This is a genomic window from Thalassobaculum sp., assembly GCF_040219615.1.
Classification (GTDB): domain Bacteria; phylum Pseudomonadota; class Alphaproteobacteria; order Thalassobaculales; family Thalassobaculaceae; genus Thalassobaculum_A.
The window spans coordinates 255955-279928 of the sequence record NZ_JAVJSE010000038.1; the positions used below are offsets into that span (position 1 = coordinate 255955).

Annotated in this window: 22 protein-coding genes; 2 read left to right on the forward strand and 20 right to left on the reverse strand. The window is 68.7% G+C overall.

Features of this window, described 5'->3' with window-relative positions; genetic code table 11:
* Nucleotides 1-18 precede the first annotated feature (18 nt).
* Complete coding sequence (locus RIC31_RS20045) at nucleotides 19-1359, forward strand: amidase (RefSeq protein WP_350111878.1); 1341 nt, start codon at nucleotides 19-21, stop codon at nucleotides 1357-1359.
* Here RIC31_RS20045 and RIC31_RS20050 read toward each other — a convergent pair.
* The 19 genes from RIC31_RS20050 to RIC31_RS20140 form a co-directional block, all read right to left on the reverse strand.
* Nucleotides 1311-2489 (reverse strand): M20 aminoacylase family protein, encoded by a 1179-nt coding sequence (locus RIC31_RS20050; RefSeq protein ID WP_350111880.1) that lies wholly within the window; start codon nucleotides 2487-2489, stop codon nucleotides 1311-1313. The two genes, RIC31_RS20045 and RIC31_RS20050, sit on opposite strands and share 49 nt — an antisense overlap.
* Before the next feature lie 57 nt (nucleotides 2490-2546).
* Nucleotides 2547-3737 (reverse strand): metal-dependent hydrolase family protein, encoded by a 1191-nt coding sequence (locus RIC31_RS20055; RefSeq protein WP_350111882.1) that lies wholly within the window; start codon nucleotides 3735-3737, stop codon nucleotides 2547-2549.
* Between the two features lie 60 nt (nucleotides 3738-3797).
* The gene (locus RIC31_RS20060; RefSeq protein ID WP_350111884.1) at nucleotides 3798-4712 is read right to left on the reverse strand and encodes a PfkB family carbohydrate kinase; all 915 of its coding nucleotides are present in this window, start codon (nucleotides 4710-4712) and stop codon (nucleotides 3798-3800) included.
* Nucleotides 4713-4725: 13 nt separating this feature from the next.
* Nucleotides 4726-5688, reverse strand: a complete 963-nt coding sequence (locus RIC31_RS20065; protein ID WP_350111886.1) for an ABC transporter permease — start codon at nucleotides 5686-5688, stop codon at nucleotides 4726-4728.
* 1 nt (nucleotide 5689) lies between these two features.
* Entirely contained in the window at nucleotides 5690-6682 is a 993-nt protein-coding gene (locus tag RIC31_RS20070; RefSeq protein ID WP_350111888.1) for an ABC transporter permease, read from the reverse strand.
* Nucleotides 6683-6769: 87 nt separating this feature from the next.
* Nucleotides 6770-8338 carry an ABC transporter substrate-binding protein gene (locus RIC31_RS20075; RefSeq protein WP_350111890.1) on the reverse strand — a complete coding sequence of 523 codons (1569 nt, stop codon included), beginning with the start codon at nucleotides 8336-8338 and terminating at the stop codon, nucleotides 6770-6772.
* A gap of 112 nt (nucleotides 8339-8450) precedes the next feature.
* The gene (locus tag RIC31_RS20080; RefSeq protein ID WP_350111892.1) at nucleotides 8451-9551 is read right to left on the reverse strand and encodes an ABC transporter ATP-binding protein; all 1101 of its coding nucleotides are present in this window, start codon (nucleotides 9549-9551) and stop codon (nucleotides 8451-8453) included.
* The gene (locus tag RIC31_RS20085) at nucleotides 9544-10587 is read right to left on the reverse strand and encodes an ABC transporter ATP-binding protein (protein WP_350111894.1); all 1044 of its coding nucleotides are present in this window, start codon (nucleotides 10585-10587) and stop codon (nucleotides 9544-9546) included. Before RIC31_RS20085 ends, RIC31_RS20080 begins: the two co-directional genes overlap by 8 nt.
* Nucleotides 10588-10592: 5 nt before the next feature.
* A complete protein-coding gene (locus RIC31_RS20090) occupies nucleotides 10593-11564 on the reverse strand; it encodes an ABC transporter permease (protein WP_350111896.1) in 972 nt (323 codons plus the stop codon).
* On the reverse strand, nucleotides 11557-12600 hold the full coding sequence (locus tag RIC31_RS20095) for an ABC transporter permease (protein ID WP_350111898.1): 1044 nt from the start codon (nucleotides 12598-12600) through the stop codon (nucleotides 11557-11559). Before RIC31_RS20095 ends, RIC31_RS20090 begins: the two co-directional genes overlap by 8 nt.
* Nucleotides 12601-12685: 85 nt before the next feature.
* Complete coding sequence (locus tag RIC31_RS20100) at nucleotides 12686-14275, reverse strand: ABC transporter substrate-binding protein (protein ID WP_350111900.1); 1590 nt, start codon at nucleotides 14273-14275, stop codon at nucleotides 12686-12688.
* A gap of 197 nt (nucleotides 14276-14472) precedes the next feature.
* Nucleotides 14473-15087, reverse strand: a complete 615-nt coding sequence (locus RIC31_RS20105; RefSeq protein ID WP_350111902.1) for an ATP-binding cassette domain-containing protein — start codon at nucleotides 15085-15087, stop codon at nucleotides 14473-14475.
* 2 nt (nucleotides 15088-15089) lie between these two features.
* On the reverse strand, nucleotides 15090-15785 hold the full coding sequence (locus RIC31_RS20110; RefSeq protein WP_350112592.1) for an ABC transporter ATP-binding protein: 696 nt from the start codon (nucleotides 15783-15785) through the stop codon (nucleotides 15090-15092).
* Nucleotides 15785-16528 carry an ABC transporter ATP-binding protein gene (locus RIC31_RS20115; protein ID WP_350111904.1) on the reverse strand — a complete coding sequence of 248 codons (744 nt, stop codon included), beginning with the start codon at nucleotides 16526-16528 and terminating at the stop codon, nucleotides 15785-15787. The genes RIC31_RS20110 and RIC31_RS20115 overlap by 1 nt, the downstream gene beginning before the upstream one ends.
* Nucleotides 16529-16531: 3 nt before the next feature.
* Entirely contained in the window at nucleotides 16532-17551 is a 1020-nt protein-coding gene (locus tag RIC31_RS20120; protein WP_350111906.1) for a branched-chain amino acid ABC transporter permease, read from the reverse strand.
* 4 nt (nucleotides 17552-17555) lie between these two features.
* Nucleotides 17556-18479, reverse strand: coding sequence for a branched-chain amino acid ABC transporter permease (locus tag RIC31_RS20125; RefSeq protein ID WP_350111908.1), 924 nt, complete (start codon nucleotides 18477-18479; stop codon nucleotides 17556-17558).
* Between the two features lie 219 nt (nucleotides 18480-18698).
* Nucleotides 18699-19997, reverse strand: a complete 1299-nt coding sequence (locus RIC31_RS20130; protein WP_350111910.1) for an ABC transporter substrate-binding protein — start codon at nucleotides 19995-19997, stop codon at nucleotides 18699-18701.
* A 112-nt stretch (nucleotides 19998-20109) separates the two neighbouring features.
* Nucleotides 20110-20526, reverse strand: a complete 417-nt coding sequence (locus RIC31_RS20135; protein WP_350111912.1) for a cupin domain-containing protein — start codon at nucleotides 20524-20526, stop codon at nucleotides 20110-20112.
* Between the two features lie 17 nt (nucleotides 20527-20543).
* Nucleotides 20544-21458, reverse strand: coding sequence for an NAD(P)-dependent oxidoreductase (locus RIC31_RS20140; protein WP_350111914.1), 915 nt, complete (start codon nucleotides 21456-21458; stop codon nucleotides 20544-20546).
* A 198-nt stretch (nucleotides 21459-21656) separates the two neighbouring features.
* On the opposite strand from RIC31_RS20140, the gene RIC31_RS20145 reads away from it, so the two are divergent.
* On the forward strand, nucleotides 21657-22514 hold the full coding sequence (locus RIC31_RS20145) for a MurR/RpiR family transcriptional regulator (RefSeq protein WP_350111916.1): 858 nt from the start codon (nucleotides 21657-21659) through the stop codon (nucleotides 22512-22514).
* An 11-nt stretch (nucleotides 22515-22525) separates the two neighbouring features.
* On the opposite strand, the gene RIC31_RS20150 is transcribed toward RIC31_RS20145, so the two are convergent.
* The gene (locus RIC31_RS20150; RefSeq protein ID WP_350111918.1) at nucleotides 22526-23767 is read right to left on the reverse strand and encodes a NupC/NupG family nucleoside CNT transporter; all 1242 of its coding nucleotides are present in this window, start codon (nucleotides 23765-23767) and stop codon (nucleotides 22526-22528) included.
* Nucleotides 23768-23974 lie beyond the last annotated feature (207 nt).

A 23974-nucleotide genomic window follows, 5' to 3' on the forward strand; every position in this document is an offset into this window, starting at 1 on the left:
GCGCCGGCGGACATGGGGGTGAGCGAGGCGGCGGCGGCGCTCGCCGGCGGGACCGTCTCGGCGCTCGAGCTCGCCGAGGCCTGCCTCGAGCGACTCGAGGGGCCGCGCGGCCGTGCGCTCAACGCCTTCATCCATGTGGCGGGCGAGCTTGCCAGGGACCAGGCCCGGGAAAGCGATAGACGGCGGGCGGCCGGCAGTCCCAGATCCCCGCTGGACGGGGTGCCGATCGCGATGAAGGACAACATCGACGTTCGCGGAATGCCGACCACCAACGGTCTCGCGACCAGTTGGATTCCAGGCTCCGACGCCCCGGTCGTCCGGCGCCTGCGCGAGGCCGGCATGACGTTCCTCGGCAAGCTGAACATGCACGAGGGTGCCCTCGGGGCAACCACCGACAACCCGCATCACGGGCGCTGCATGCACCCTGCGCTGCCCGGCTTCACGCCGGGCGGCAGCAGCGGCGGGTCGGCGGCGGCGGTCGCCGGCGGGCTCTGTCCCGTCGCACTGGGCACCGACACCATGGGATCGGTCCGCCTGCCCGCCGCCTACTGCGGCATCGTCGGCTTCAAGCCTTCGGCGGAGTACTGGCCGGTGACGGGCGTCATGCCGCTCGCCTTCGGGCTCGACACGGTCGGGGCGCTGGCCGGCCGGGTTGCGGACATCGCCCTGCTGTTGGGCGAGACCTTGGACGGGCCCGTCCTCGGCCGGCTGCGTTTTGCCCGGCTGGCCAATTCCGATGCCATCGATATCGAGCCGGAATGCCGGGCCGCGTTCGATCGCGCGCTCGCCCGGATGGCCTCCGCCGGCATCGACATCGAGTGCGTCCAGGTTGACGGATACGACCCGGGGGCTTGCCGGCGGGCGGGCTTCGTCGTCGCCGAGACCGATGCCGCCGTCGCCCATGCCGAGCTGCTCTCGACCGTCCCCGGGGCCTTCTCACCGGCCTTCCGGGCCATGCTCGCCTATGGAGCGACGGTTTCGCCCGAGCGCTATAGCCGGGAGCGGGAAACGATCGAGCGGGCGGGAGCCGCTCTCAGGGCCGTCCTGGACCGGTTCGACGTGGTGATCACCCCGGCGACGCCGCAGCGTGCCTTCCGTTTCGAGGACCCGGTGCCCGCGAACCAGGCGGACTTCACCGCGATCGCCAATTTCGCCGGGTGTCCCGCCGTCAGTATCCCGCTGCCTCCGCCGGGCGACGGACGGCCGGTCGGCCTGCAATTGCTGGCGGCACCCGGCCGGGATTCCACGTTGCTGTCGGTCGCATCGGCCCTCGAGGCGGCGTGCGGACCAGCCCCGCGGCCGCGCTCGGGTCAGGCCCCGGCGCGCGGCAGCTCGCTCTCGACCAGCTTCGACCAGTAGCTGGCACCCAGCGGCAGCACCTCGTCGTTGAAGTCGTAGCCCGGGTTGTGGAGCATCGCCCCGGCCTCGGCCTCGCCGTTGCCGATCCAGATGTAGCTGCCGGGCCGGGCGTTCAGCATGTAGGCGAAGTCCTCGCCGCCCATGCTGGGAGTCGGGTTGCGGTCGACCTTCTCCTCGCCGACCAGCGCCGCCGCCACCCGGGCCGCGATCTCGGTCTCGGCCTCGTGGTTGACGGTCGCCGGATAGCCGCGCCGGAAGTCGACCTCGCCGCGGCCGCCATGGGCCGCGGTGATGCCGTCGACCAGTTGCCGCATGCGCCGCTCGGCGATGTCGGTGACCTCGTCGCGGTAGGTCCGCACGGTGCCGCACAGCTTCACCTGCGGCGGGATCACGTTGTAGGCGTCGCCGCCGTGGATCTGGGTGACCGACACCACCACCGAGTCGAGCGGGTGGGTGCTGCGGCTGGCGATCGACTGCAGGGCGCCGACCAGCTCGGACGCCACCAGGATCGGGTCGACGGTCTGGTAGGGCATGGCGGCGTGGCCGCCGCGGCCGTGCACGACGATGTCGAACTCGCTGGTGCCGGCCATCATCGGCCCGGCCTTCACCGCGAACTCGCCGACCGCCATGCCGGGGATGTTGTGCATGCCCCAGACGCTCTCGACCGGGAACTTCTCGAACAGGCCTTCCTTGACCATCCGGTCGCCGCCGGCCCCGCCTTCCTCGGCCGGCTGGAAGATGAAGTAGACGGTGCCGTCGAAGTTGCGGGTTTCGGCCAGGTACTTGGCCGCCCCCAGCAGCATGGTGGTGTGGCCGTCATGGCCGCAGGCATGCATCCGCCTCGGGTTCAGCGAGGCATGCTCGGCGCCGGTCGCCTCGGTGATCGGCAGCGCGTCCATGTCGGCGCGCAGCCCGATCGCCTTGCCGTTGTCGGAGCGCCCGACCAGCTTGCCGACCACTCCCGTGACTGCCAGGCCGCGATGCACCTCGATCCCGAAGGACTCCAGCTGCCGGGCTACGAAATCGCTGGTCCAGCGCTCCTCGTAGGACAGCTCCGGATGCCGGTGCAACTCGCGCCGCCAGGCGGTCATGTCGGCATGGAAGTCGGCGATGCGGTTGATGATCGGCATGGGTCGGATCCGAAGAATGTGAGGTCACGCGAGAGTAGTGCCGGTTTCCGGTATGCGCTACCGAACCTTCGCCACCACCCCATTCTTGACGACCATCCGATGGTTGGCCGCCAGCGCCGCCATGGCGACGTCCTCGACCGGATTGCCGTCGACGATCAGCAGGTCGGCGGCCTTGCCCTCGGCGATGGTGCCGCGGTCCGGCACCCCCATCAGCTCGGCGCCGTTCCTCGTCGAGAAGATCAGGCTGTCGGCCGGCGAGATGCCGGCCTCGTCGACCATGTACTGCAGTTCCAGCGCGTTCAGGCCGTGCCTGTTGTACGGGGTGCCGGCGTCGGTCCCCATCGCGATCCGGCCGCCGGCCTGGTAGAACATGCGGATCGAGCGGATGTGGTCGACCACCACCCGCTCGCACTTCTCGACCGCATAGGCCGGCACGCCCTGGTCCTTGTGGGCGATGATGTTCTTCACGGCCGCCAGGGTCGGCACCAGGTAGGTGCCGCGCTTCGTCATCTCCTCGACGCACTCCTCGGTCATGAAGATGCCGTGCTCGATCGAGTCGATGCCGCCGCGCACCGCGTTCAGGATGCCCTCCGAGCCCTGGGCGTGGCTGGCGCAGCTCTTGTGGAAGCGGTGGCCCTCGGCGATGCCGGCCGCCATCTCCTCGGCGCTGTAGTGGGCGTCCTCCGGGTTCACGCCGGGGGTCATCACGCCGCCGGTCGCCATGATCTTGATCAGGTCGGAGCCGGCATGCACCTGCTCGCGCACCGCCTTGATCACCTCGTCGACGCCGTCGGCGATCCGGCCGAGCCGGTTGCCGTGGCCGCCGGTCATGCAGATCATCCGGCCGGACGCCCGGATCGTCGGGCCGAGCTGCTGGCCCGAGTTGCAGGCGTCGCGCACCGCGAATTCCAGGTAGTCCTTGCCGCCGCAGTCGCGCACCGAAGTGATGCCGCCGCGCAGCGTGGTCTGGGCGTTGGCCAGCGCCTTCATGACGATCTGGCTGTCGCGCAGCACCACCATGGCGGCGTGCGGGTTGGCCTCGCCGCCATGGCAGAGATGGACGTGGCAGTCGACCAGCCCCGGCAGCAGGGTGCCGCCCGTCGTGTCGACCCGCTCGCCCGCGAAGCCATCGAACTCGCCGAGCGGGGCGACCCGTGCGATCGCCGCCCCCTCGACCAGCACGCCGTGCTCCTTCAGCACCCTGCCGGTGCCGTCGAATACCAGCCCGCCCGCGTAAAGCGTCGCCATGCGTCTGTCTCCTGAGCGATTGAGGGCCGGCGTCCGGCCGCAACGAGGGATCGACGATGGTTAGTCCAGCCGGCGGGCCGGGGCAAGTTCGCCGAGATGGATCTCGATCGCCGCCGCGTCCGGCAGGCTCGGCATCGCGCCCTCCCTAGTGCAGGCCAGGCCGGCGGCGACGCTGGCGCGATGCAGGGCCTCCGGTAGCGTGGCCCCGCCGTCGAGGGACGCCGCCAGCACGCCGACGAAGGCGTCGCCGGCACCGACGGTGTCGACCGCCTCGACCGCCAGCACGCCGACCGACCAGGCATTGCCGTCCGGGCCGGCGGCGATCGCACCCTCGCGGCCAAGGGTGACCACGCAGGTCAGGTCGTGCCGGGCGGCCAGGGTGCGCGCGAGTCCGAGCGGCGTGCCGGCCTGGCCCTCCAGGCTCTCGGCTTCGGGCTTGTTGACCACCAGCATGTCGACTTCGGCCAGCGCAGCAGCCGTCACCGGCCTGGCCGGCGCCAGGTTCAGGACGGTGCGCGCGCCCGCCGCCCTGGCACGCCGCAGGGCCTCGGCGGTCTGGTCCGGCGGGATCTCCATCTGGCAGACCAGGGTGGTGCCCGGGCCGAGCGGCACGGCGTCCAGCAGGTCGGCGGTCACAGACAGGTTGGCGCCGCTCGCCACCACGATCTGGTTCTCGCCGCCGGCCTCGACCATCACGACCGCCGTGCCGGTGACGCCCGGCAGCCGCCGCACCCGCGACACGGCGCAGCCGGTCTCCGCCAGCGCCGCCAGCACATCGCCGCCGGCGGCGTCCTCGCCGATGCAGCCGAGGAACAGCGTCGACGCTCCGGCCCGGGCGGCGGCGGCGGCCTGGTTGGCGCCCTTGCCGCCGGGCCGAACCGTCATCCCCGGCGCCAGCACGGTCTCGCCGCGCCCCGGCAGCCGGTCGACCGCAAAGAACAGGTCGACGTTGATCGAGCCCAGGACCACGATCATCGGGCCGCCTCGATCAACGCAGCTTCGGGTTCAGGGCGTCGCGCAGCCAGTCTCCGAGCAGGTTGACGCTGAGCGCCAGCACCACCAGCGCCAGGCACGGGAAGAAGGTGATCCACCACTCGCCCGAGAACAGGAAGTTGTTGCCGATGCGGATCAGGGTCCCGAGCGACGGCGTCGTCGGCGGCATGCCGACGCCGAGGAACGACAGGGTCGCCTCGCTGATGATCGCCAGCGCCAGGCCGATGGTGGCGATGACCAGCACCGGTCCCATGACGTTCGGCAGGATGTGCCGAAGCATGATGAGCGCCGGATGGATGCCGATGACCCGGGCGGCCTGGACGTACTCCTTGTTGCGCTCGACCAGGGTGGCGCCGCGGGTCACGCGGGCGTATTTCGGCCAGTCCGAGACGCCGATCGCCAGCACCAGCACCATGATCGCCAGCTTCTCGTCCATCTCGCCGCCGAACTGCACCCGCACCACGCCGTCGATCATCAGCGCGACCAGGATGCCCGGCACGGTGAGCTGGATGTCGGCGGTGCGCATGATCACGGTCTCCAGGAAGCCGCCGACATATCCCGACAGGATGCCGAGCGAAATTCCGAGAACGGCCGAGAAGATCACCGCGGCGAAGCCGACCAGCAGGGAAATGCGGGCGCCGTAGACCAGTGTCGAGAGAATGTCCCGGCCCTGGTCGTCGGTCCCGAGCAGGTAGGCCGCCATGCCGTCCTCGGTCCAGGCCGGCGGCGTGAAGGCGTCGGCATAGACCAGGCTGGCGGGATCGAAAGGGTTCTGCGGCGTGATCAGCGGGGCGAACAGCGCTGCCAGGAAATAGGCAAGGGTCACCGCCGCCGCGGTCACCGTCAGCGGCGACCGCGTGAAGCTGAACCACATGTCGGTGTCGCGCAGCCGCTCAAGCGCCGACCGACCCGGAGACTGGACTGCGGCCGCCGTCCGCGGCTCGACCTCGACCGCCATCTCAGCTCAACCGCCCGACGGCGGCCCCCTTGTCGACCTTCAGGCGCGGATCGACTGCGTAGTACAGCAGATCCACCATCAGGTTGATGGAAACGAACACGAACGCGACCATGGTGAGATAGGCGGCCATGATCGGCACATCGGCGAACTGCACGGCCTTGATGAACAACAACCCCATGCCCGGCCAGTTGAAGACGGTCTCGGTGATGATCGAGAACGCGATCAGCGATCCGATGTTCAGGCCGACGATGGTGATCACCGGCACCAGGGTATTCTTGAGCGCGTGGCCGAAATTTATCGCCCGGTCGGACAGGCCGCGGGCGCGCGCAAACTTGATGTAGTCGGTGCGCATCACCTCCAGCATCTCCGAGCGGACCAGCCGCAGGATCAGCGTCAGCTGGAACAGGCTGAGCGTGATCGACGGCAGGATCAACGCATGCCAGCCCGACACGGTCAGGAAGCCGGTGCTCCACCAGCCCAGCTGCACGACTTCCCCGCGCCCGAACGACGGCAGCCACAGCATCTGGACCGAGAACAGGTAGATCAGCAGGATGCCGATCACGAAGGTCGGCAGCGACACGCCGACCAGCGACAGCGTCAACAGCGTTCGGCTGATCCAGGACTCGCGGTGGATCCCGCAGTAAACGCCGAGCGGAATGCCGGTGATCAGAGCCAGCACCGCCGAAACCGCAACCAGCTCGAGGGTGGCCGGCATGCGTTCGACGATCAGGTCCTCCACCGGTCGCTGCAACCGGTATGAGATCCCGAACTCGCCCTGCAGGGCATCGATCACGAAGTTCGCGAACTGGATCGGGAACGGGTCGTTCAGGCCGAGCCGGTCGCGCAATGCCTGGCGGTCCGCCTGGGTCGCCTCCTGGCCGACCATGTTGTTCACCGGGTCGCCGGCAAACCGGAACAGCGAGAACGACACGAACGCCACGACCAGCATGACGAGCGCGGCCTGCAACAGCCGGCGGATCACATAGGACACCACGACCCATTCCCCCGCTTGGTGGCGGGGTGGCCCGGCGTCGCCGGGCCACCCCCTCTCGTCGGCGAATTCAGCCCCCCGCGGCCTGCGTCACTTCCACTGCGCGGTACGGAACTGCGGCGAGTCGTTCGGCACGATCGGCAATGTCAGCCCGTCCTTCAGCCCCCAGGCGATCACCTGGTGGTGCAGCGGCAGATAGGCGTTGGAGGTCTTCAGGATCTCCCACGCCTCCTGGATCATGGCGTCGCGCTTGGCGGCGTCGGTTTCGGTCTCCATCTGCGTGGTCAGTTCGTCGAGCCGTGCATCCGACAGGCCGGTGAAGTTCCAGCTGCCCTTGGAGGCCGCCAGGTAGGAGAAGACGTAGTGGGAGTCGAGGGTCGGCACGCCCCAGCCGAGCATGTAGAAGTCCGACTCCTTGTTCTGCAGGCTCTTGAAGTGGATGCTCTTCGAGCGGGCGTTGAGCGACACCTCGATGCCGATCCGGGCCAGCATGCCGACCGTCGCCTGGCAGATCGCCTCGTCGTTGTTGTAGCGGTCGTTCGGGCAGTCGAGCTGGACCTTGAAGCCGTTCGGATAGCCGGCGTCGGCCAGCAGCTTCCTGGCGGCGTCGGGATCGTATCCGAGCCGCTGGTCGAGCGCCTCGGTGTAGCCATGCACGCCCGGCGAGGTGATGATGCCCGCCGGGAAGCTGAGGCCCCGCATGGTCTTCTTGCGGATCGTGTCGATGTCGATCGCGCGGTACATGGCCTCGCGAACCTTCGGGTTCCTGAACGGGTTGCCGCCCTCGACCTCGGTATGCCGCAGTTTCTCGGCGCCGGTGTCCAGGCCGTAGAAGATCGTCCGGATCTGGTTGATCTCCTCGACCTTGAGGCCGGGGGTCGCCTTGATCCGAGCCAGGTCCTGCAGCGGCGGGTCGAGCACGAAGTCAAGCTCGCCCGACAGCAGCGCCGCCACCCTGGTCGCCGGATTGGCGATCGGCCGATAGATGACCTCGGTGACATTGGTCTTCGGGTCGGATACGCCCCAGCCCCACCAGGACTCGTTGAGCTTCATCCTGGTCTCGATGTCGGGGTCACGCTTGGTGAGGACGAACGGCCCGGTGCCGTTGGCATTGCGGACCGCGTAGGTCTCCTCCTTCTCCTTGTAGTTCTGCGGAACCTGCACGCCGTGCTGCTCCGACCATTCCTTGTCCATGATCCGGATCGAGCTGATCTGGTCCGGCAGGATCGGATTCGGCCCCTTGGTGGTGATCCGCACCGTGAAGTCGTCGACCTTGTCGACCGTCTCGATCGAATTCACGTAGTTCTTGAAGTCGGAGGTTTCCGAGAGCGCCCGCTGGAACGAGAACACCACGTCGTCGGCATTGAACGCCTGGCCCTCGTGGAACTTCACGTTCTCTCGCAGCTTGAACTCCCAGACGGCGGCCTCCACCGGCTTCCAGGACACCGCCAGTCCCGGAATCTTGGCGAGCTTGGAATCGCGCAGGATCAGGGTGTCGTAGACCTGCGCGCTCATGGTCCCGGTCGGACCCTCGTTCTGGGCATGCGGGTCCATCGTCAGGGCGTCGCCCTGGCTGGCCCAATTCAGGGTCTTCGCGCTGGCGCCACCGGCGAATGCCACCGCTGCGGCAAGTCCGACTGCGTATGCCACTTGTCTCATGACGGTTGTCCCCTGTTGTCTCGTTTTTCGAGGCGCGATCTCGCGTCGCGCGCAGGGGGAAAGTCTAGTGAAGGTCGCGGGCCTCCGCCACCGGATTGCCCGAATGCCGAATTCAGCCTTGCGGCGCGTGAACGCTGCCCGCGAGCCCGTTCGGCTTCGGCGGCGCCGCCAGCACCGGTCCGACCGGCACCCGGTCCTCCTCGACCCCGTGGCAGGCGACCGTCGCACCGCCCGGCATCGCGATCGGCTTCGGGATCTCGGCCCGGCAGCGGTCGTTCGCGAACGGGCAGCGCGGATGGAAGCTGCAGCCCGGCGGCGGGGTGATCGGGTTCGGCACCTCGCCGCCGACCGGCGTGCGCGCGCGACCGGTCATGTCGAGGTCCGGGATGGTGTCGAGCAGCAGCCGCGTGTAGGGGTGCCGCGGGGTGGCGAACAGGGTCTTGGCCGGCGCCTGCTCCACCATCTTGCCGAGGTACATCACCCCGACCCGGTTGGAGATGTGGTAGACGACCGCCAGGTTGTGGCTGATGAACAGATAGGTCAGCCCGAGGTCGCGCTGCAGGTCGCGCATCAGGTTCAGGATCTGCGCCTGCACCGACACGTCGAGCGCCGAGGTCGGCTCGTCGCACACCAGGAACTCGGGATTCGAGGCGAGCGCCCGGGCGATCGAGATGCGCTGGCGCTGGCCGCCGGAGAACTCGTGCGGGAACTTCTCACCGTCGCGCGGGTTCAGCCGCACCTGCTCCAGCAGCTCGCCGACCCGGCGCTCGACCGCCGCCCTGTCGGCCGCCAGCCCGAAGGCGCGGATCGGCTCGGCGACGATGTCGCGCACCCGCCAGCGCGGGTTCAGGCTGGCATAGGGGTCCTGGAAGATCATCTGCAGCCGGCGGCGGACCGGGGCCATCTCGCGGCGCGACAGCCCGGCGACGTTGCGGCCCTCGAGCTCGACCGAGCCGGCGGTCGGCCCGTGCAGCCCGACGATCAGCCGCGCCACCGTCGACTTGCCGCAGCCGGACTCGCCGACCAGCCCGAAGGTCTCGCCGCGGGCGATCTCCAGGTCGATCCCGTCGACCGCCTTCAGGATCTGCCGCGGCTGGCGCTCCAGCACCCGGTTCAGCCAGGGCGGCGAGACGTCGAAGTAGCGCTTCAGCCCGGCGACCTTGAGCACCGTGGCGCTGGCGCCCGGATCGTGCCGCTTCACCGCTTCAGACATCGGCGCGCTCCACCGGGGTTTCGGCGCGGGCGGACACCACCGCCTTGGCCTCGTCGACGCTCATGGCGTTGGCCGGGTCGTACAGCCAGCACGACACCCTTCCGTCCTCCACCGGGATCAGTTCCGGCCGCTCGCGCCGGCAGCGGTCGAAGGCGTGCAGGCAGCGCGGGTTGAAGGCGCAGCCCGGCGGGATGTCGGTCAGCCGCGGCATCGAGCCGGGGATCTGCTCCAGCCGCTCGGCATCGTGGCCGATCGCCGGGATCGAGCCCATCAGGCCGTGGGTGTAGGGGTGCTTGGCGTTCTTGATGACCTCGCGCACCGGCCCGACCTCGGCGATCCGCCCGGCATACATCACCGCCACCCGGTCGGCGGTCTCGGCGATCACACCCATGTCGTGGGTCACCAGCATCACGGCCGTGCCGTGCTCGCGGCACAGCCGCTTCAGCAGGGCGATGATCTGGGCCTGGATGGATACGTCGAGCGCCGTGGTCGGCTCGTCGGCGATGATCAGCCGCGGGTTCACGCACAGCGCCAGCGCGATCACCACCCGCTGCCGCATGCCGCCCGAGAACTGGTGCGGATACTGGTCGACCCGCCGCTCGGGTGCCGGGATGCCGACCTCGGCCAGCAGTTCGACGGCGCGGGCCCGGGCCCGGGTGGACGACAGGTCGGTGTGGGTCTGGATGGTCTCGACCAACTGGCGGCCGATCGAGTACAGCGGGTTCAGGCTGGTCAGCGGGTCCTGGAAGATCGCGCCGATGTGCCGGCCGCGGATCTGCCGCATCTGCTCGTAGGGCAGGTTGTCGATGCGCCGCCCCTCCAGCAGGATCTCGCCGGCGGCGATGCGTCCCGGCGGCTCCAGCAGCCCGATGACGGCGGCCCCGGTCATCGACTTGCCGGCGCCGGACTCGCCGACCACGCCCAGCACCTCGCCCTCCGCGATGTCGAAGGAGATGTCGTCGACCGCGGTCAGCGTGCCGCGGCGGGTCGGGAACTCGACGACCAGGTTGCGGACCTGCAGCAGGGGTGTCGACATCGCGCTCACCGGAGCTTCGGGTTGAGGGCGTCGCGCAGCCAGTCCCCGAGGAGATTGACCGCGAGCACCAGAATGGCCAGCGCCGCGCCCGGGAAGATCGTAACCCACCATTCGCCCGAGAACAGGTAGTCGTTGCCGACCCGGATCAGGGTGCCGAGCGACGGCTCGGTCGGCGGCACGCCGACGCCGAGGAACGACAGGGTCGCCTCGGCGATGACCGCCAGCGCCAGCTGGATGGTGGCGATCACCAGCACCGGGCCCATGACGTTCGGCAGGATGTGCCGCAGCATGATCTTGACCGGGTGGATGCCGATCACATGGGCCGCCTGGACGTATTCCTTGCCGCGCTCCACCAGGGTCGAGCCCCGCACCGTGCGGGCGTACTGCACCCAGTTCGACAGGCCGATCGACAGCACCAGCACCACATAAGCGAGCGTGACCTGGTCGACCTGCCACTCCGGATGGGTCTTGAAGTAGCCGATGACGACGCCGTTGATCAGCAGGGCCACCAGGATCGCCGGGAACGACAGCTGGATCTCGGCCATCCGCATGATGAAGGCGTCGATCGCGCCGCCGACGAAGCCCGACACCAGGCCGAGCCCGATCCCGAGCACCATCGACAGCAGCACGCTGGCGAAGCCGATCAGCAGCGACACCCGGCTGCCGTAGATGATGGCCGACAACATGTCGCGGCCCTGGTCGTCGGTGCCGAGCAGGTAGCGCGGGTCGCCGTCGGCACTCCAGGCCGGCGGCAGCAGGCTGTCCAGCAGGTCCAGCTTGGCCAGGTCGAACGGGTCGTAGGGCGCGATCCAGGGACCGAACGCCGCCATCATGAAGTACAGCAGCGTCACCAGCGCGGCGCCGACGGTGATCGGCGAGCGCTTGAAGCTGGCCCAGACGTCACCGTCGAAGAACCGCCGCAGCGGGTACAGGATCATCGCGGGCCGGCCGGCCGGCGTGACGGGAACATCAGCCATGGCCGCTCACCTTGCCGGTGTCGACGCGCAGGCGCGGGTCGACCACGTAGTACAGCATGTCGACGATCAGGTTGATCACCACGAAGAAGAACGCGATCAGCATCAGGTAGGCCGCCATGATCGGGATATCGACGTTCTGCACCGCCTGCAGGAACATCTGCCCCATGCCCGGCCACTGGAACACCGTCTCAGTGATGATCGCGAATGCGATGATCGAGCCGATCTGCAGGCCGGTGATGGTGATCACCGGCACCAGGGTGTTCTTCAGCGCGTGGCCGAAATGGACGGCGCGGTTGCTGAGGCCGCGGGCGCGCGCGAACTTGATGTAGTCGGCGCGCAGCACCTCCAGCATCTCCGAACGGACCAGCCGCATGATCAGGGTCAGCTGGAACAGTCCCAGCGTGATCGACGGCATGATCAGCGCCTTCAGGCCGTCGCTGGTCAGCAGGCCGGTGCGCCACCAGCCCAGGTCGACCGTGGTGCCGCGCCCGAAGGACGGCAGCTGCAGCACCGACAGGTCGATGGCGAACAGTCCCAGCACGGAGATCGGCGGAATGTTGGCCAGGGTCACGGAGAAAACGAAGATCAGCAGGATGCCGATCAGGAAGGTCGGCAGCGAGATGCCGATCAGCGAGATCGTCAAGAACACCTTGGCCAGGAAACCATCGCGGTTGAGGCCGGTGTAGACCCCCATCGGGATACCGACGACCAGCGACAGCAGCGCCGACACCAGCGACAGCTCGAGGGTCGCCGGCAGGCGCTCCAGCAGCATCTGCGCGACCGGCCGCTTGTGCTGGTAGGAGATGCCGAAGTCGCCCGACACCGCGTTCACGATGTAGTGCCAGAACTGCACCACCATCGGGTCGTTCAGCCCCAGCCGCTCGCGCAGTGCGGCCCGCTCGGCGAGGCTCGTCTCGACGCCGACCATCTGGTTCACCGGGTCGCCGATGAACTGGAACATCGCGAACGACACAAGCGCGACGAAGAACATCACGAACAGCGACTGCAGCAGCCGGCGGATGATGAATGCGACCATGGGGTCGTGATTTCCCGCAGAACGATGGGCGAAACGACGACCGGCCGGCGACCATGCCGCCGGCCGGTCGGATCGTGTCAGGCCGTCAGTTCACGTTGACGTAGTACAGCATGAACTGGTTGTCGGCGCGCTGGGCCAGGTCGACGTTCTTGCGCGTGCCCCACGCCAGGCCCTGCTGGTGCAGCGGGATGTAGCCCCAGTCCTGGTCCAGGAGACTGTACGCCTCGAAGATCATCGCATCGCGCTTGGTGGCGTCGGTCTCGCTCAGGATCTTGGTGGTGAGCTCGTCGATCTTCGGATTGGAGTAGCCGCCCAGGTTGAACTTGCCGCGGCCATCCTCCGCCGGGGTGGCGATGATGTTGTACAGCACGTTCCAGCTGTCGAACGAACCCGGGGTCCAGCCCAGCAGGTAGAAGCTGGTGTCGCGCTTCGGCCGCAGGACCTTGGCGAAGTACTGGGCCTTCGGCTGGGCCAGCAGGTCGACCTTCACGCCGACCTTGGCCAGCATCGCCACCACCGCCTGGCAGATCTTCTCGTCGTTGACGTAGCGATCGTTCGGGCAGTCCATGGTGACCTCGAAGCCGTTCGGATAGCCGGCATCGGCCAGCAGCTTCCTGGACTTCTCCGGGTCGTAGCCCGGCCGCTTGAACTCGTCGGACCGCGAGAACAGGAACGGCGAGATCATCAGCGAGGTCGGGGCCGACAGGCCGCGCATGATCTTCTTGTGGATCGCCTCGATGTCGATCGCGCGGTAGAACGCCTCGCGGACCTTGACGTCCTTGAACGGGTTCTTGCCCTTGACGCTGGAGTACAGGAGTTCGTCGTACTCCTGGTCCATGCCCAGGAAGATCGTGCGCAGTTCGGGGCCGGAGAGAACGTTGGTGTTCGGATCGCTCTCGAGCCGGTTCATGTCCTGCACCGGCACCGGGTACATCATGTCGATCTCGCCCGACAGCAGGGCCGCCACCCGGGTCGAGTCGGAGCTGATCGGGGTGAACACCACCTCGGTCAGGTTGTGCTTCTTGTTCGCGGCATCCCACCAGCCGTCGAACGGCTTCAGGACGGTCTTCACGCCGGTCTCACGCGAGGTGACCATGAACGGACCGGTGCCGTTGGAGTTGCGGGTCGCGAAGTTCTCCTTGCCCGCGGTCACGTCGGTCGGAGCGGTGGCGTCGTTCGCCTCGGACCACTCCTTGTCCATGATGCCCCAGGTCGCCCACTCGTAGTGCAGGATCGGGTTGGGCGCGTCGGTGACGAACTCCACCGTGTGGTCGTCGACCTTGACGATATCGACCACGCCGGCGAGCCGGGTCTTCAGGTCCGAGCCCTCGGCGCGCACCCGCGCGGCCGAGAACAGCACATCGTCGGCGGTGAAGTCGTTGCCGTTGTGGAACTTCACACCCTTGCGCAGATGGAAGCGCCAGCGGGTCGGCTCGACGATCTCCCAGCTCTCGGCCAGGGCCGGCTGAATCTGAAGGTTCTCGTCGCGCCGGATCAGCCCCTCGTAGACATTGCCGAGCAGGCCGAGGGTGAAGGTCTCGTTCAGCGAGTACGGATCCAGCGACTGGGCATCGCCCTGGAAGGCCCAGCGAAATGTCTTCGCCTCCGCCGCCGGGGCAGCGAACGCCCCCGCGACCACGGCCGCCATGGCGGCGGCCATCAACGTCTTACGCATTGCAAAAGCTCCCACGTGTGTCGCCTGCGCCTGCGGATCCGAGGCTCTCCTGGCACGGATTGCCGCATTCGTCTTCTTGGTGCCGGTTGTACCGGCCCGTGGAGGCAATAAAGCGGGTGAGCCGCAGGGCGTCAATCGGAGTTCCCCGGCCGGGTATCGTCAGCGACGCTACGGCCCCTCCCCGCCGCGCCGCGCGATCAGCGCAGCAGGCTGCCCAGATATTCGCGCACCGGCTGATGCCCGGTCAGCTCCTCGAAGCTGTCGGCATGGGTCAACGCACCGTGCCGGACGAAGACGAAGCGCTCGCAGATCTCGCGCAGGATCTCGAGGTGGAACGACTCGTTCGGATGCAGGCACAGGAACACCAGCCGGCCCTCGTCCCGCAATCGGCGGAAGAAATCGAGCATGAAGCCGATATAGCCGTCCTGGGTGTTGAACTGCGGCTCGTCGAACAGATGGACGACCGGGTACTCGCTGCCGGCCCGGTCCATCATGAAGGCCGGACGGGTGCGCCGGAAGTGCCGGACCTGATAGGACTGGTGGTAGTGGATCGCCAGCCGGTCGCGCTCGTCGTAGCGGACCGCGTGGATGTCCCGGCCCTGGCACAGCACCCGGCCTGCGGTCGGGGCGTTGGAGCCGGTGATCAGCTCGAACAGCGTGGTCTTGCCGGAACCGTTCGGCCCCATCACGCCCACGACGGCCGGCCCCTCGACCGTGAAGTCGGCCTCCAGCCGGAACGTTTCCTGCGGGCGCAGCAGGCCGCGGGTGTAGGACTTGCGCAGGCCGTCGACGCGCAGGATCGGCTCGCTCATGCTCAGATCCCCAGCAGGCGCTGGCGCAGCGCGTCGTCTTGCAACAGGGCTGCCGCCGGCCCTTCGTGCACCATGCGGCCATGGTCCATGACGTAGACGCGATCGGCGACGGCCAGTGCGCTCATGGCGTTCTGCTCGACCACCAGGCAGGCGATGCCTTCGTCGCGCAGCCGCCGGATCGTCGCCATCACGTCCTGCACGATCTTCGGCGCCAGGCCCTGGGACGGCTCGTCGAACAGCACCAGGCCGGGCGAGCCGAGCAGGGCGCGGGAGATCGCCACCATCTGCATCTCGCCACCCGACAGATTCTCGCTGTCGCGCGGCATCAGGTGCTCCAGCGCCGAGAAGATCGCGAACATCTCGTCCAGCCGCCACGAGCGGAACCGGGTGCGGCGGCGAGCGATCGCCAGGTTCTGCGCCACCGTCAGGGTCGGGAAGATCCGCCGGTCGTCCGGCACCCAGCCGACGCCGAGGCGGGCGATCTCGTGGGTCGGCGCGGCGGTGACGTCGGTGCCGTCGAACCGCACCGTTCCGGACCGGGCCGGAGTCAGCCCGAGGATCGAGCGGATCGTGGTGGTCTTGCCGACGCCGTTGGCGCCCAGCAGGGCGACCACCTCGCCGGGCCCGACCTCGAGCGACGCGCCGAACAGCACCTGGGTCTCGCCGTAGAAGGTCTCGATGTCGCGGACCTGCAGCATCACGCCAGCCCTCCCAGGTTGGAGCGCCGGACCCAGGGATTGTCGCGCAGCTCGTCCGGCGTGCCCTCGGCGATCACCTGGCCCCAGTGGATCACCGAGATCCGGTCGGCGAGGCCGAACAGGAAGCGCATGTCGTGCTCGATCATCACGATCGTGGTGTGCGCCTTCAGCTCGCCGATCAGCTCGGCCAGCCGACCGGTGGCGGCAGTGCCGAGCCCTGCCGTCGGCTCGTCGACGAACAGCAGCCGCGGCTCGGTCGCCAGGGCCACCCCGATCTCCAGCGCCCGGCGCTCGCCGTAGGACAGCCGGCGCGCGTTCACCCGCTCGCGGCCGCGCAGGCCGACGCGCTCCAGGATGGCGGCGGCCCGGTCCTGCGCCGCGGAGTCGCCGTCCAGGGCATGGGTAACCGAGAACCCCCGCGCCCGAACTTCCGGCAGGGCGATCACCACGTTGTCGAGGGCGCTGTACTCGTCGAACAGGTTCATGATCTGGAACGACCGTGACACGCCGCGCGCCACGATGCGGTGGGGCGCCAGCCCGGTGATGTCCTCGCCGTCGAGGGTGACCGTGCCGCGATCCGGCTTGTAGCGGCCGGTCAGGACGTTGAAGCACGTAGTCTTGCCGGCACCGTTCGGCCCCATGATGCCGGACAGCTTGCCGGCCTCGAAGGCGAGGTCGATGCGCTCCAGCACCACCTGGTCGCCGAACCGCTTGTGCAGGCCGCGGGCCTCGAACAGCGCCATGGCTCAGCCCTCCGCCCGCGAGACCGCGGCCGACGTCCCTGCCCGGCGCGCCGCGACGCGCCGCGCCAGGTCCTGCCAGATGCCGGCGATGCCCTGCGGCTTGAACATCACCAGGACCACGAACATCAGCCCGAACCACAGCAGCCAGGTCTCGGTGTAGGCGCCCAGGACGTCGCGGGCGACGAAGTACAGCACCACCCCGAGCACCGGCCCCCAGAAGCTGACGAAGCCACCGCCGATCAGCACCATCAGCACGATGATGCCGGACCACTGCAGGCTCATGACGTTGATGTAGGCGCCCTCCTGGGCCATCGCGAACAGGCCACCGGCCAGCCCGGCGATCGCGCAGGACAGGGTGAACACCGACCATTTGTAGAGCGTGACCGGATAGCCGATGAAGGCGACCCGGGTCTGGTTCTGCTTTATCGCCCGCAGGATCCGGCCGTAGGGCGAGTTGGTCAGCCGCCACAGCACCACCACCAGCACCGCGTAGACCGCAAAGCACAGATAGTAGAGCGCGTCGTTGTCCCGGATCGAGAACGCCGCGACCCCCAGGTCGACCGGCAGCCGTTCGATGTTCAGCAGGCCGTCCTCGCCATGCGTGACGTCGGTCCACTTGCTGGCGATGAAGAAGTAGATCTGGCCGAAGGCGATCGACATCAGTGCGAAGTAGATGCCGCGCCGGTGCGACAGGAACAGGGCGGTCACCGCCCCGAACAGCGCGGTCACCGCGATTGCGGCGGCGAGGCAGAACCACAGGTTCGCCCAGACCTCGAACTGCGCGAGCCCGAAGGCGTAGGCGCCGATCCCGAGGAACGCCCCATGCCCGAAGGACGGCAGGCCGGTGTAGCCGAGCAGCAGGTTGAAGCCGAGCGCGAAGATCACCCAGATCAGCACCTCGACGCCGAGATACTGGTACAGACCGACCGTCTCGATCCACAGCGGCAGGGTGCCGAACAGGACCAGGGACAGCAGGATCGGGCCGGTCACCCAGGCCGCCGTCTGCTTGGTATCGTAGTCCATGCCGTCAGGCCTCCAGCACGCTGGACTTGCCGGCCAGGCCGCGGGCCCGGAAGGTCACGACCGCCAGCAGCAGCAGATACATCGACAGCAGCGACCAGTCGGTCAGGAAGGCCGCCGTCAGCGCCACGACCAGCCCGACCATGATGCCGGCGCTGACCGCCCCCCAGAAGCTGCCGACCCCGCCGAGCACGATGATCACGAAGGCCGGGATCACCGCGTCGACCCCGACCACCGGGCGGATCCCCCAGATCGGCGCCATGACGATGCCGGCGATACCTGCCAGCGCCGCCCCGAAGCCGAACACCAGCAGGCGCAGCCGCGTCAGGTTGTAGCCGAGCGCCCGCACCATCTCGCTGTCGTGGGCGCCGGCCTTGATGACCGCGCCGTAAGGCGTCTTGTTCAGGAACAGCCAGAGCACGCCGATCATCCCGGCGGCGAACAGCGCGGCGTAGATCCGGTAGGTCGAGTAGATCAGGTCGCCGGCGATGAAGCCGCCGGAGATGCCGCCGGGAATCGGCAGGTAGTATTCGCTGCTGCCCCAGATCAGCCGGATCATCTCCTCCAGCACCAGGGCGGCCCCGAAGGTCAGCAGCAGGCCGTACAGCGGGTCGGCACCGTAGGTGCGCCGCAGGCACAGCTCCAGCCCCATGCCGACCACGCCGGCGACCAGCGGCCCGACCACCAGCGCGATCAGGTAGCGGGCGACCGCCGACAGCGCGTAGTACGGCTCCATGAAGGCGTAGGGCAGCCCGCCGTCGGGCGCCATCACCGCCAGCGCCACATAGGCGCCGATCGCGAACAGCGAGCCATGCGCCAGGTTGATCACCTCCATCACGCCGATGATCAGCATGAATCCGAGCGCCAGCAGGGCGAACAGCAGCCCGAGCGCCAAGCCGTTGATCACGTGCGGTATCAGGTCGAGCAGCATGAGCAGGCTGTCTCCGGTTGGAGGCGGGGCGGTCGCAGCCCGTCGGCGGGTGGGTTCCGGCTCGGCCGCGCCGAGGGCGGCGCAGCCGTCCGGAATGACGACAGGGGGCGGGCCGGTCGGTGCCCCGGCCCTGATCTTCTCCCCCTTTTGCCGTCATTCCGGACCGGACCGCCGCAGGCGGGCCGGAGCCGGAACCCACGGTGCGACGGGCGGCCAGCCTCACCCCTGGTCGTAGCTGGGCGTGTCCGCGTAGGACTCGAGCTTGCACTCCTTGCCGGCCGCCGACCGGATCGACTCCGGATCCGAGCTGCTCAGGATCTCGAAGTAGTCGGAGTCGTCGCGCGGCTTCGGGTTGCCCTGGGCCAGGTAGATGGTCTGCTGCACCTGGTGGGAGTCGGCGTCGATCACCGCGTCGTGGTGCTGCATGCGGTCGTCGGCCTTCATGACCCGGCCTTCGAGCGCCTTGATGACCTTCATGTTGTCGGTCGACCCGACCTCGCCGACGACCCGCAGCAGCTCGCGCATGGCGACATAGCCGTTGTAGGTGACGTTGCCGGGGACATCGATCCGGGTGGTCGGGTAACGCTCCTTGTAGCGCTTCACGAAATCGGCCACGCCGGGCAGGTCGAGGTAGTGGTACCAGGTGGTGCCGAACACCCCGAAGGCGGCTTCGCGGCCGAGGCCGTAGATGTCCGGCCAGTCCTGCTGGTTGTTGATCCAGGCCGGCTTGCGGTCGAGCTTCATGTCGCTCACCTGCTGGCGCATGACCTTGAAGTCGTCGCCGCCGACGGCCGCCGCCACCACGTCCGGCTTGGCCTGCTGGATGCGCAGCAGCACGCTCGACCAGTCGCGGGTGCCGACCGGGATCGCCACCTCTTCCATGACGGTGGCACCGTACTCGGTCGCCACCGCCTTGGTCGCGGCGTTGGTGTTCTGGCCCCAGACGTAGTCGTTGTAGATCAGGAACCAGTTCTTGCCGAAGCTCTGGATCGCGTTGCGCGCGGCCGCCTTCGAGAAGTTCTCGCCGTTGCCGTCCCACACGAACTTCACGCGATGGCAGTTCTTGCCGGACTCGGTCGGCGAGCTGGAATTGGTGTTGAAGTAGACGCAGCCGTATTTCTGCGCGACCTGGCTGATCGCGTTGGCCGCGCCCGATTGGATGGCGCCGACCAGGAAGTGGACGTTCTCCCGGGTGATCAGCCGCTCGGCGACCCGGGTGCCGGTCTGCGGATTGGTCTCGGTGTCCATCCAGACCGTCTCGATCTTGCGGCCGAGCAGGCCGCCGGCCTCGTTGAACTCGGCGACCGCCATCTCGGTGCCGCGGCGCTCGGCCTGGCCCGAGTTGGCGAACTGGCCGCTGGCATCGTGGGTCAGGCCGATCCGGATCGGCTTGTCGGAGGCCGCGGCATAGACCCGGTTGTGCTTCCACGGGCCGAACAGGGCCGCACCGCCGGCCGAGCCGGCGAGTAGCGAGGTCTGCAGGAAACTGCGGCGCGAGATACTGCTTCTTCTGGACATGGCATCCTCCCCTGCGGCGGGCATCGGTGCCGCCGTGTCGTTGGCCGGACCGTCGTGACTGCGGCCCCGGTGGTCGCGCCCCGAAGGGCGGAACTTCTGCGCCGGCGCGTCTTCAGGGCGCCAGTTCGACGGTCTCGGCATCCGCCGGGACCATCAGTTCGAGGGCGGTGTAGTCGTCGGAGTACTCGATCACCCGGTGCGGGATCTCCGGCTCCTGATACATGCAGGAACCCTCCTCCATGCGCACCTCGCCGACGCCCTCGAACCAGACCCGGGCCCAGCCCTTCAGGACGTAGACCATCTGGAAATCCAGCCTATGGGCGTGCAGGTCGCCCTCGCCGGGACACGGGGCGTTGGGCCGGTGCACATGGGCCCTCAGCTTGCCGCCGGTCTTCTCGACCATGCCGAGGTCGCGGTAGTCGAAGAAGCCGCGCAGGCCCGGCTTCCACTCGGCGTCGCGTTCGTGCTGCACGTGGAACGCGCCGCGGCCGAAGGCCTTGGGCTCATACTGGTCGCTGTCGGCGGTCATGGTGCTTGTGTCTCCGATCAGGTGGAGCCGGGAGCGGCGCGGCCGTTGACCTGCGCCTGTGCCGCGATCAGGTGGCCGACCAGGGACTCGGCGAAGCCCAGGTTGCGGGCCTCGACCAGGGCGTGGCGGACGGCATGGCCGAGATTGCCGGTCAGCGGCACCGCGTCGGTCATGCGCGTGTAGTAGCCGAGGTCCTTGGCGGCGTTGCCGATCCCGAAACGCATGCCATCCAGGTCGCCGTCCTTGGCGGCCCCGGCCACCATCCGGAAGATGCCGCTGTTGGCGCCGCCGGCCGAGATCACCTCGAACAGCTTCGCGAGCGGCACCCCGACCGCGCTGCAGGCGGTGAACGCCTCGGCGATCAGCGTGGCCTGGCCCATGGCCAGGAAGTTGTTGACCAGCTTCATCTTGTGGCCGGCGCCGACCGGGCCGACGTGGAAGATGTTCTCGCAGAACGCCTCCAGGACCGGACGGATCGCCGCCATGGTGTCGTCGTCCGCCCCGACCATGGTGTTCAGCGTTCCGGCCTCGGCCTCGACCGGGGTCCGCGCCAGCGGGGCGTCGGCGAATCGTCCGCCGGCGGCCGCCACCGCGGCGGCGACCCGCTCGGTCGAGCTGGGCTCGCTGGTCGAGCAGTCGACCACGACGAGGCCCGGCCGGGCCCCGGCCAGCAGGCCCGACTCGCCGAGCACCGTCTCCTCGACCTGCGGCGATCCCGGCACGCACAGCACCACCACGTCGGATGCCGCGGCGACCGCACGCGGGCCGTCGACCACCGCGGCCCCCTCGCCGGCCAGCCGATCGGCGCCGGCGCGGCTGCGGTGGGCGGCGACGGTCAGACGGAAACCGCGCCGCAACAGGTTGCTGCCCATGCCCTGCCCCATCATGCCGAGGCCGATGAGGCCGATCGCGGTTGGCTGGTCCGACTGCATCGCGGTTCCGCTCCCCAGGTCCGACGGTTGGCCCGTCTTTGAATGAAATTTCTATAGACGTATTTTGAAAGAAAATTCACTCTCTATGTCAATACGGAATTTTCATTTCTTTCCTGTGGATGGAATTCCCGTTCGAATCGCGCTAGGCAGGCCGCCTTCCGGCCGTCGGGTGCGGCCGCATCAGGCTAGGAGTGCTCAATGGCCCCAGACGCATCGGCGCCGGCATCGTTCGACAGCCTCCGGCACGAGGTGCAGGCGCGGTACGACGATCTGAGTCCGCATCTGCAACGGCTTGCCCGGCTGGCCCTCGAGGATCCGAACCGTTTCGCGCTGGAGACCGTGACCAGCCTGGCCCAGGCCTCCGAGGTCCAGCCGTCGACCCTGATCCGGTTCGCCAAGGAGTTCGGCTACTCCGGCTTCAGCGACATGCAGAAGGTGTTCCGGCTGCGGCTGATCGAGGGTGCGCCGGCCTATCGCGAGCAGATCTACCAGCACCGCAGCCGGCTGGAGGCGACCGCCGAGCGCGACCCGATGGCGATCCTGCAGGAGTTCACGGACGCCTCGATCCTGTGCCTGGAGCGCCTGAAGGACACCGTCGAGCCGGCCGCGCTGGCGCGCGCCATCGAGATGATGGCGGCGGCCGACCATATCTACGTCATCGGCCAGCGCCGGGCGTTCCCGATCGCCGCCTACATCGCCTACGGCCTGGCCCGATTGGAGCACCGCACGCAGCTGCTCGACTTCGTCGGCGGCATGGTTCCGCAGCAGGTGGCGACGCTACGGCCGACCGACCTGCTGATCGCGGTGGCCTTCGCAGAGTACACCCCGGCGGTGGTCGAGGTGGTGCGCGACGTCCACATCCGGAACATTCCGATCCTGGCGCTCACCGACGTCCCCACCAGCCCGCTGGCCAAGCACAGCGAGCTCTACTTCTGCGTCGACGACGCCGACATCCACCGGTTCCGGCCGATCGCCGGCTCGATGAGCCTGGCACAGTCGCTGATCATCGGCCTCGGCTACTACAAGGACGCCCGCAAGGAGGTATCGGCGACCTGACGGCAGGTCCGCTACAGCAGCCCGATCACCGCCCCGGTCGACAGGGTCGCCAGCGTACCGGCCACGATCGACTTCATGCCGAGCCCGGCGATCTCGCCGCGGCGGTCGGGAATCAGGGTCGCCATGCCGCCGATCATGATCCCGAGGCTGCCGAAGTTGGCGAAGCCGCACATCGCGTAGGTCAGGATCAGCCGGCTGCGCTCGGACAATGCCTCCGGCGGCAGCCGCGCCATGTCGAGATAAGCGACGAACTCGTTGATCGCGGTCTTGGTGCCCATCAGCCGGCCGCCGACCGCAGCCTCGTCCCAGGGCAGCCCGATCAGCCACACCATCGGCCGCATCGCCCAGCCGAAGATCCGGCCCAGCGACAGCGGCTCGCCGCCGATCGCCGGCAGCAGGCCGAGGATCGAATCGACCAGCGCCACGAGCGCCACCATCACCAGCAGCATGGCGACGATCCCGAGGAACAGCTGCAGTCCGGCCTGGGTGCCGCGGGTGATCGCGTCCATGGTGCCGCTGGCCTCGGAAACCACGTCGAGCTCGCCGCCGCTCGGCGCTCCCTCGCGCGGGATCATCAGGGCGGCGATGGCGATGGCGGCCGGGGCGCTGATGATCGAGGCGACCAGCAGGTGGCCGGCGGCGTCCGGCAGCACCGGGGCGATGATGGTGGCGTAAAGCACCATCATGGTGCCGGCGATGGTCGCCATGCCGCAGGCCATGACCATGAACAGCTCGCCACGCTCGAGCCGGGCGAGATACGGCCGGGCGAACATCGGCGCCTCGACCATGCCGACGAAAATGTTGGCGGCGGCCGACAGCCCGACCGGCCCGCCGATGCCCAGGGTGCGCGCGAACAGGAAGGCGAAGCCGCGCACGATCCAGGGCAGCACCCGCCAGTGGACCAGCACCGCGGTCAGCGCCGAGATCACGATCACCAGCGGCAGCGCCCGGAACGCCAGGATGAAGGCGGCACCGGGACGGGTCTCCTCGAACGGCAGCGGCCCGCCGCCGAGATAGCCGAACACCAGGGTGGTGCCGGCCTCGGTCGCCGCCTGCAGGGCCAGCACCGCGCCGTTGAGGGCCGCGAACATGGCCCGGACCGGCGGGACGTAGAGCACCACCGCGGCGATCGCCAGCTGCAGGGCGATCCCGACCAGCACCACCTGCGGCCTCACCGCCCGGCGGTTCTCGCTGATCGCCCAGGCGATCGCGAAGATCGCCACCAGCCCGAAGCCGGATTGAAGTCGTTCCATCGCCGCCCTGCCCCGCCGTCCCGACCCTTCGTGCAACCGCCGGCGCGAGTGTGGCGGCGGTGCCGGCGGCGCACAACCCGGCCGAAGCGACAGACGCCGTCGCCGGTGCCCACAGGTTTTGTCGTTTGACCTTGCGGCGCCGACCCGGCATTCCGGTGTCGTCGAGACGGCGCCCCGCATCCGTGGAAAGGCCGCCGCCGCAGCGAG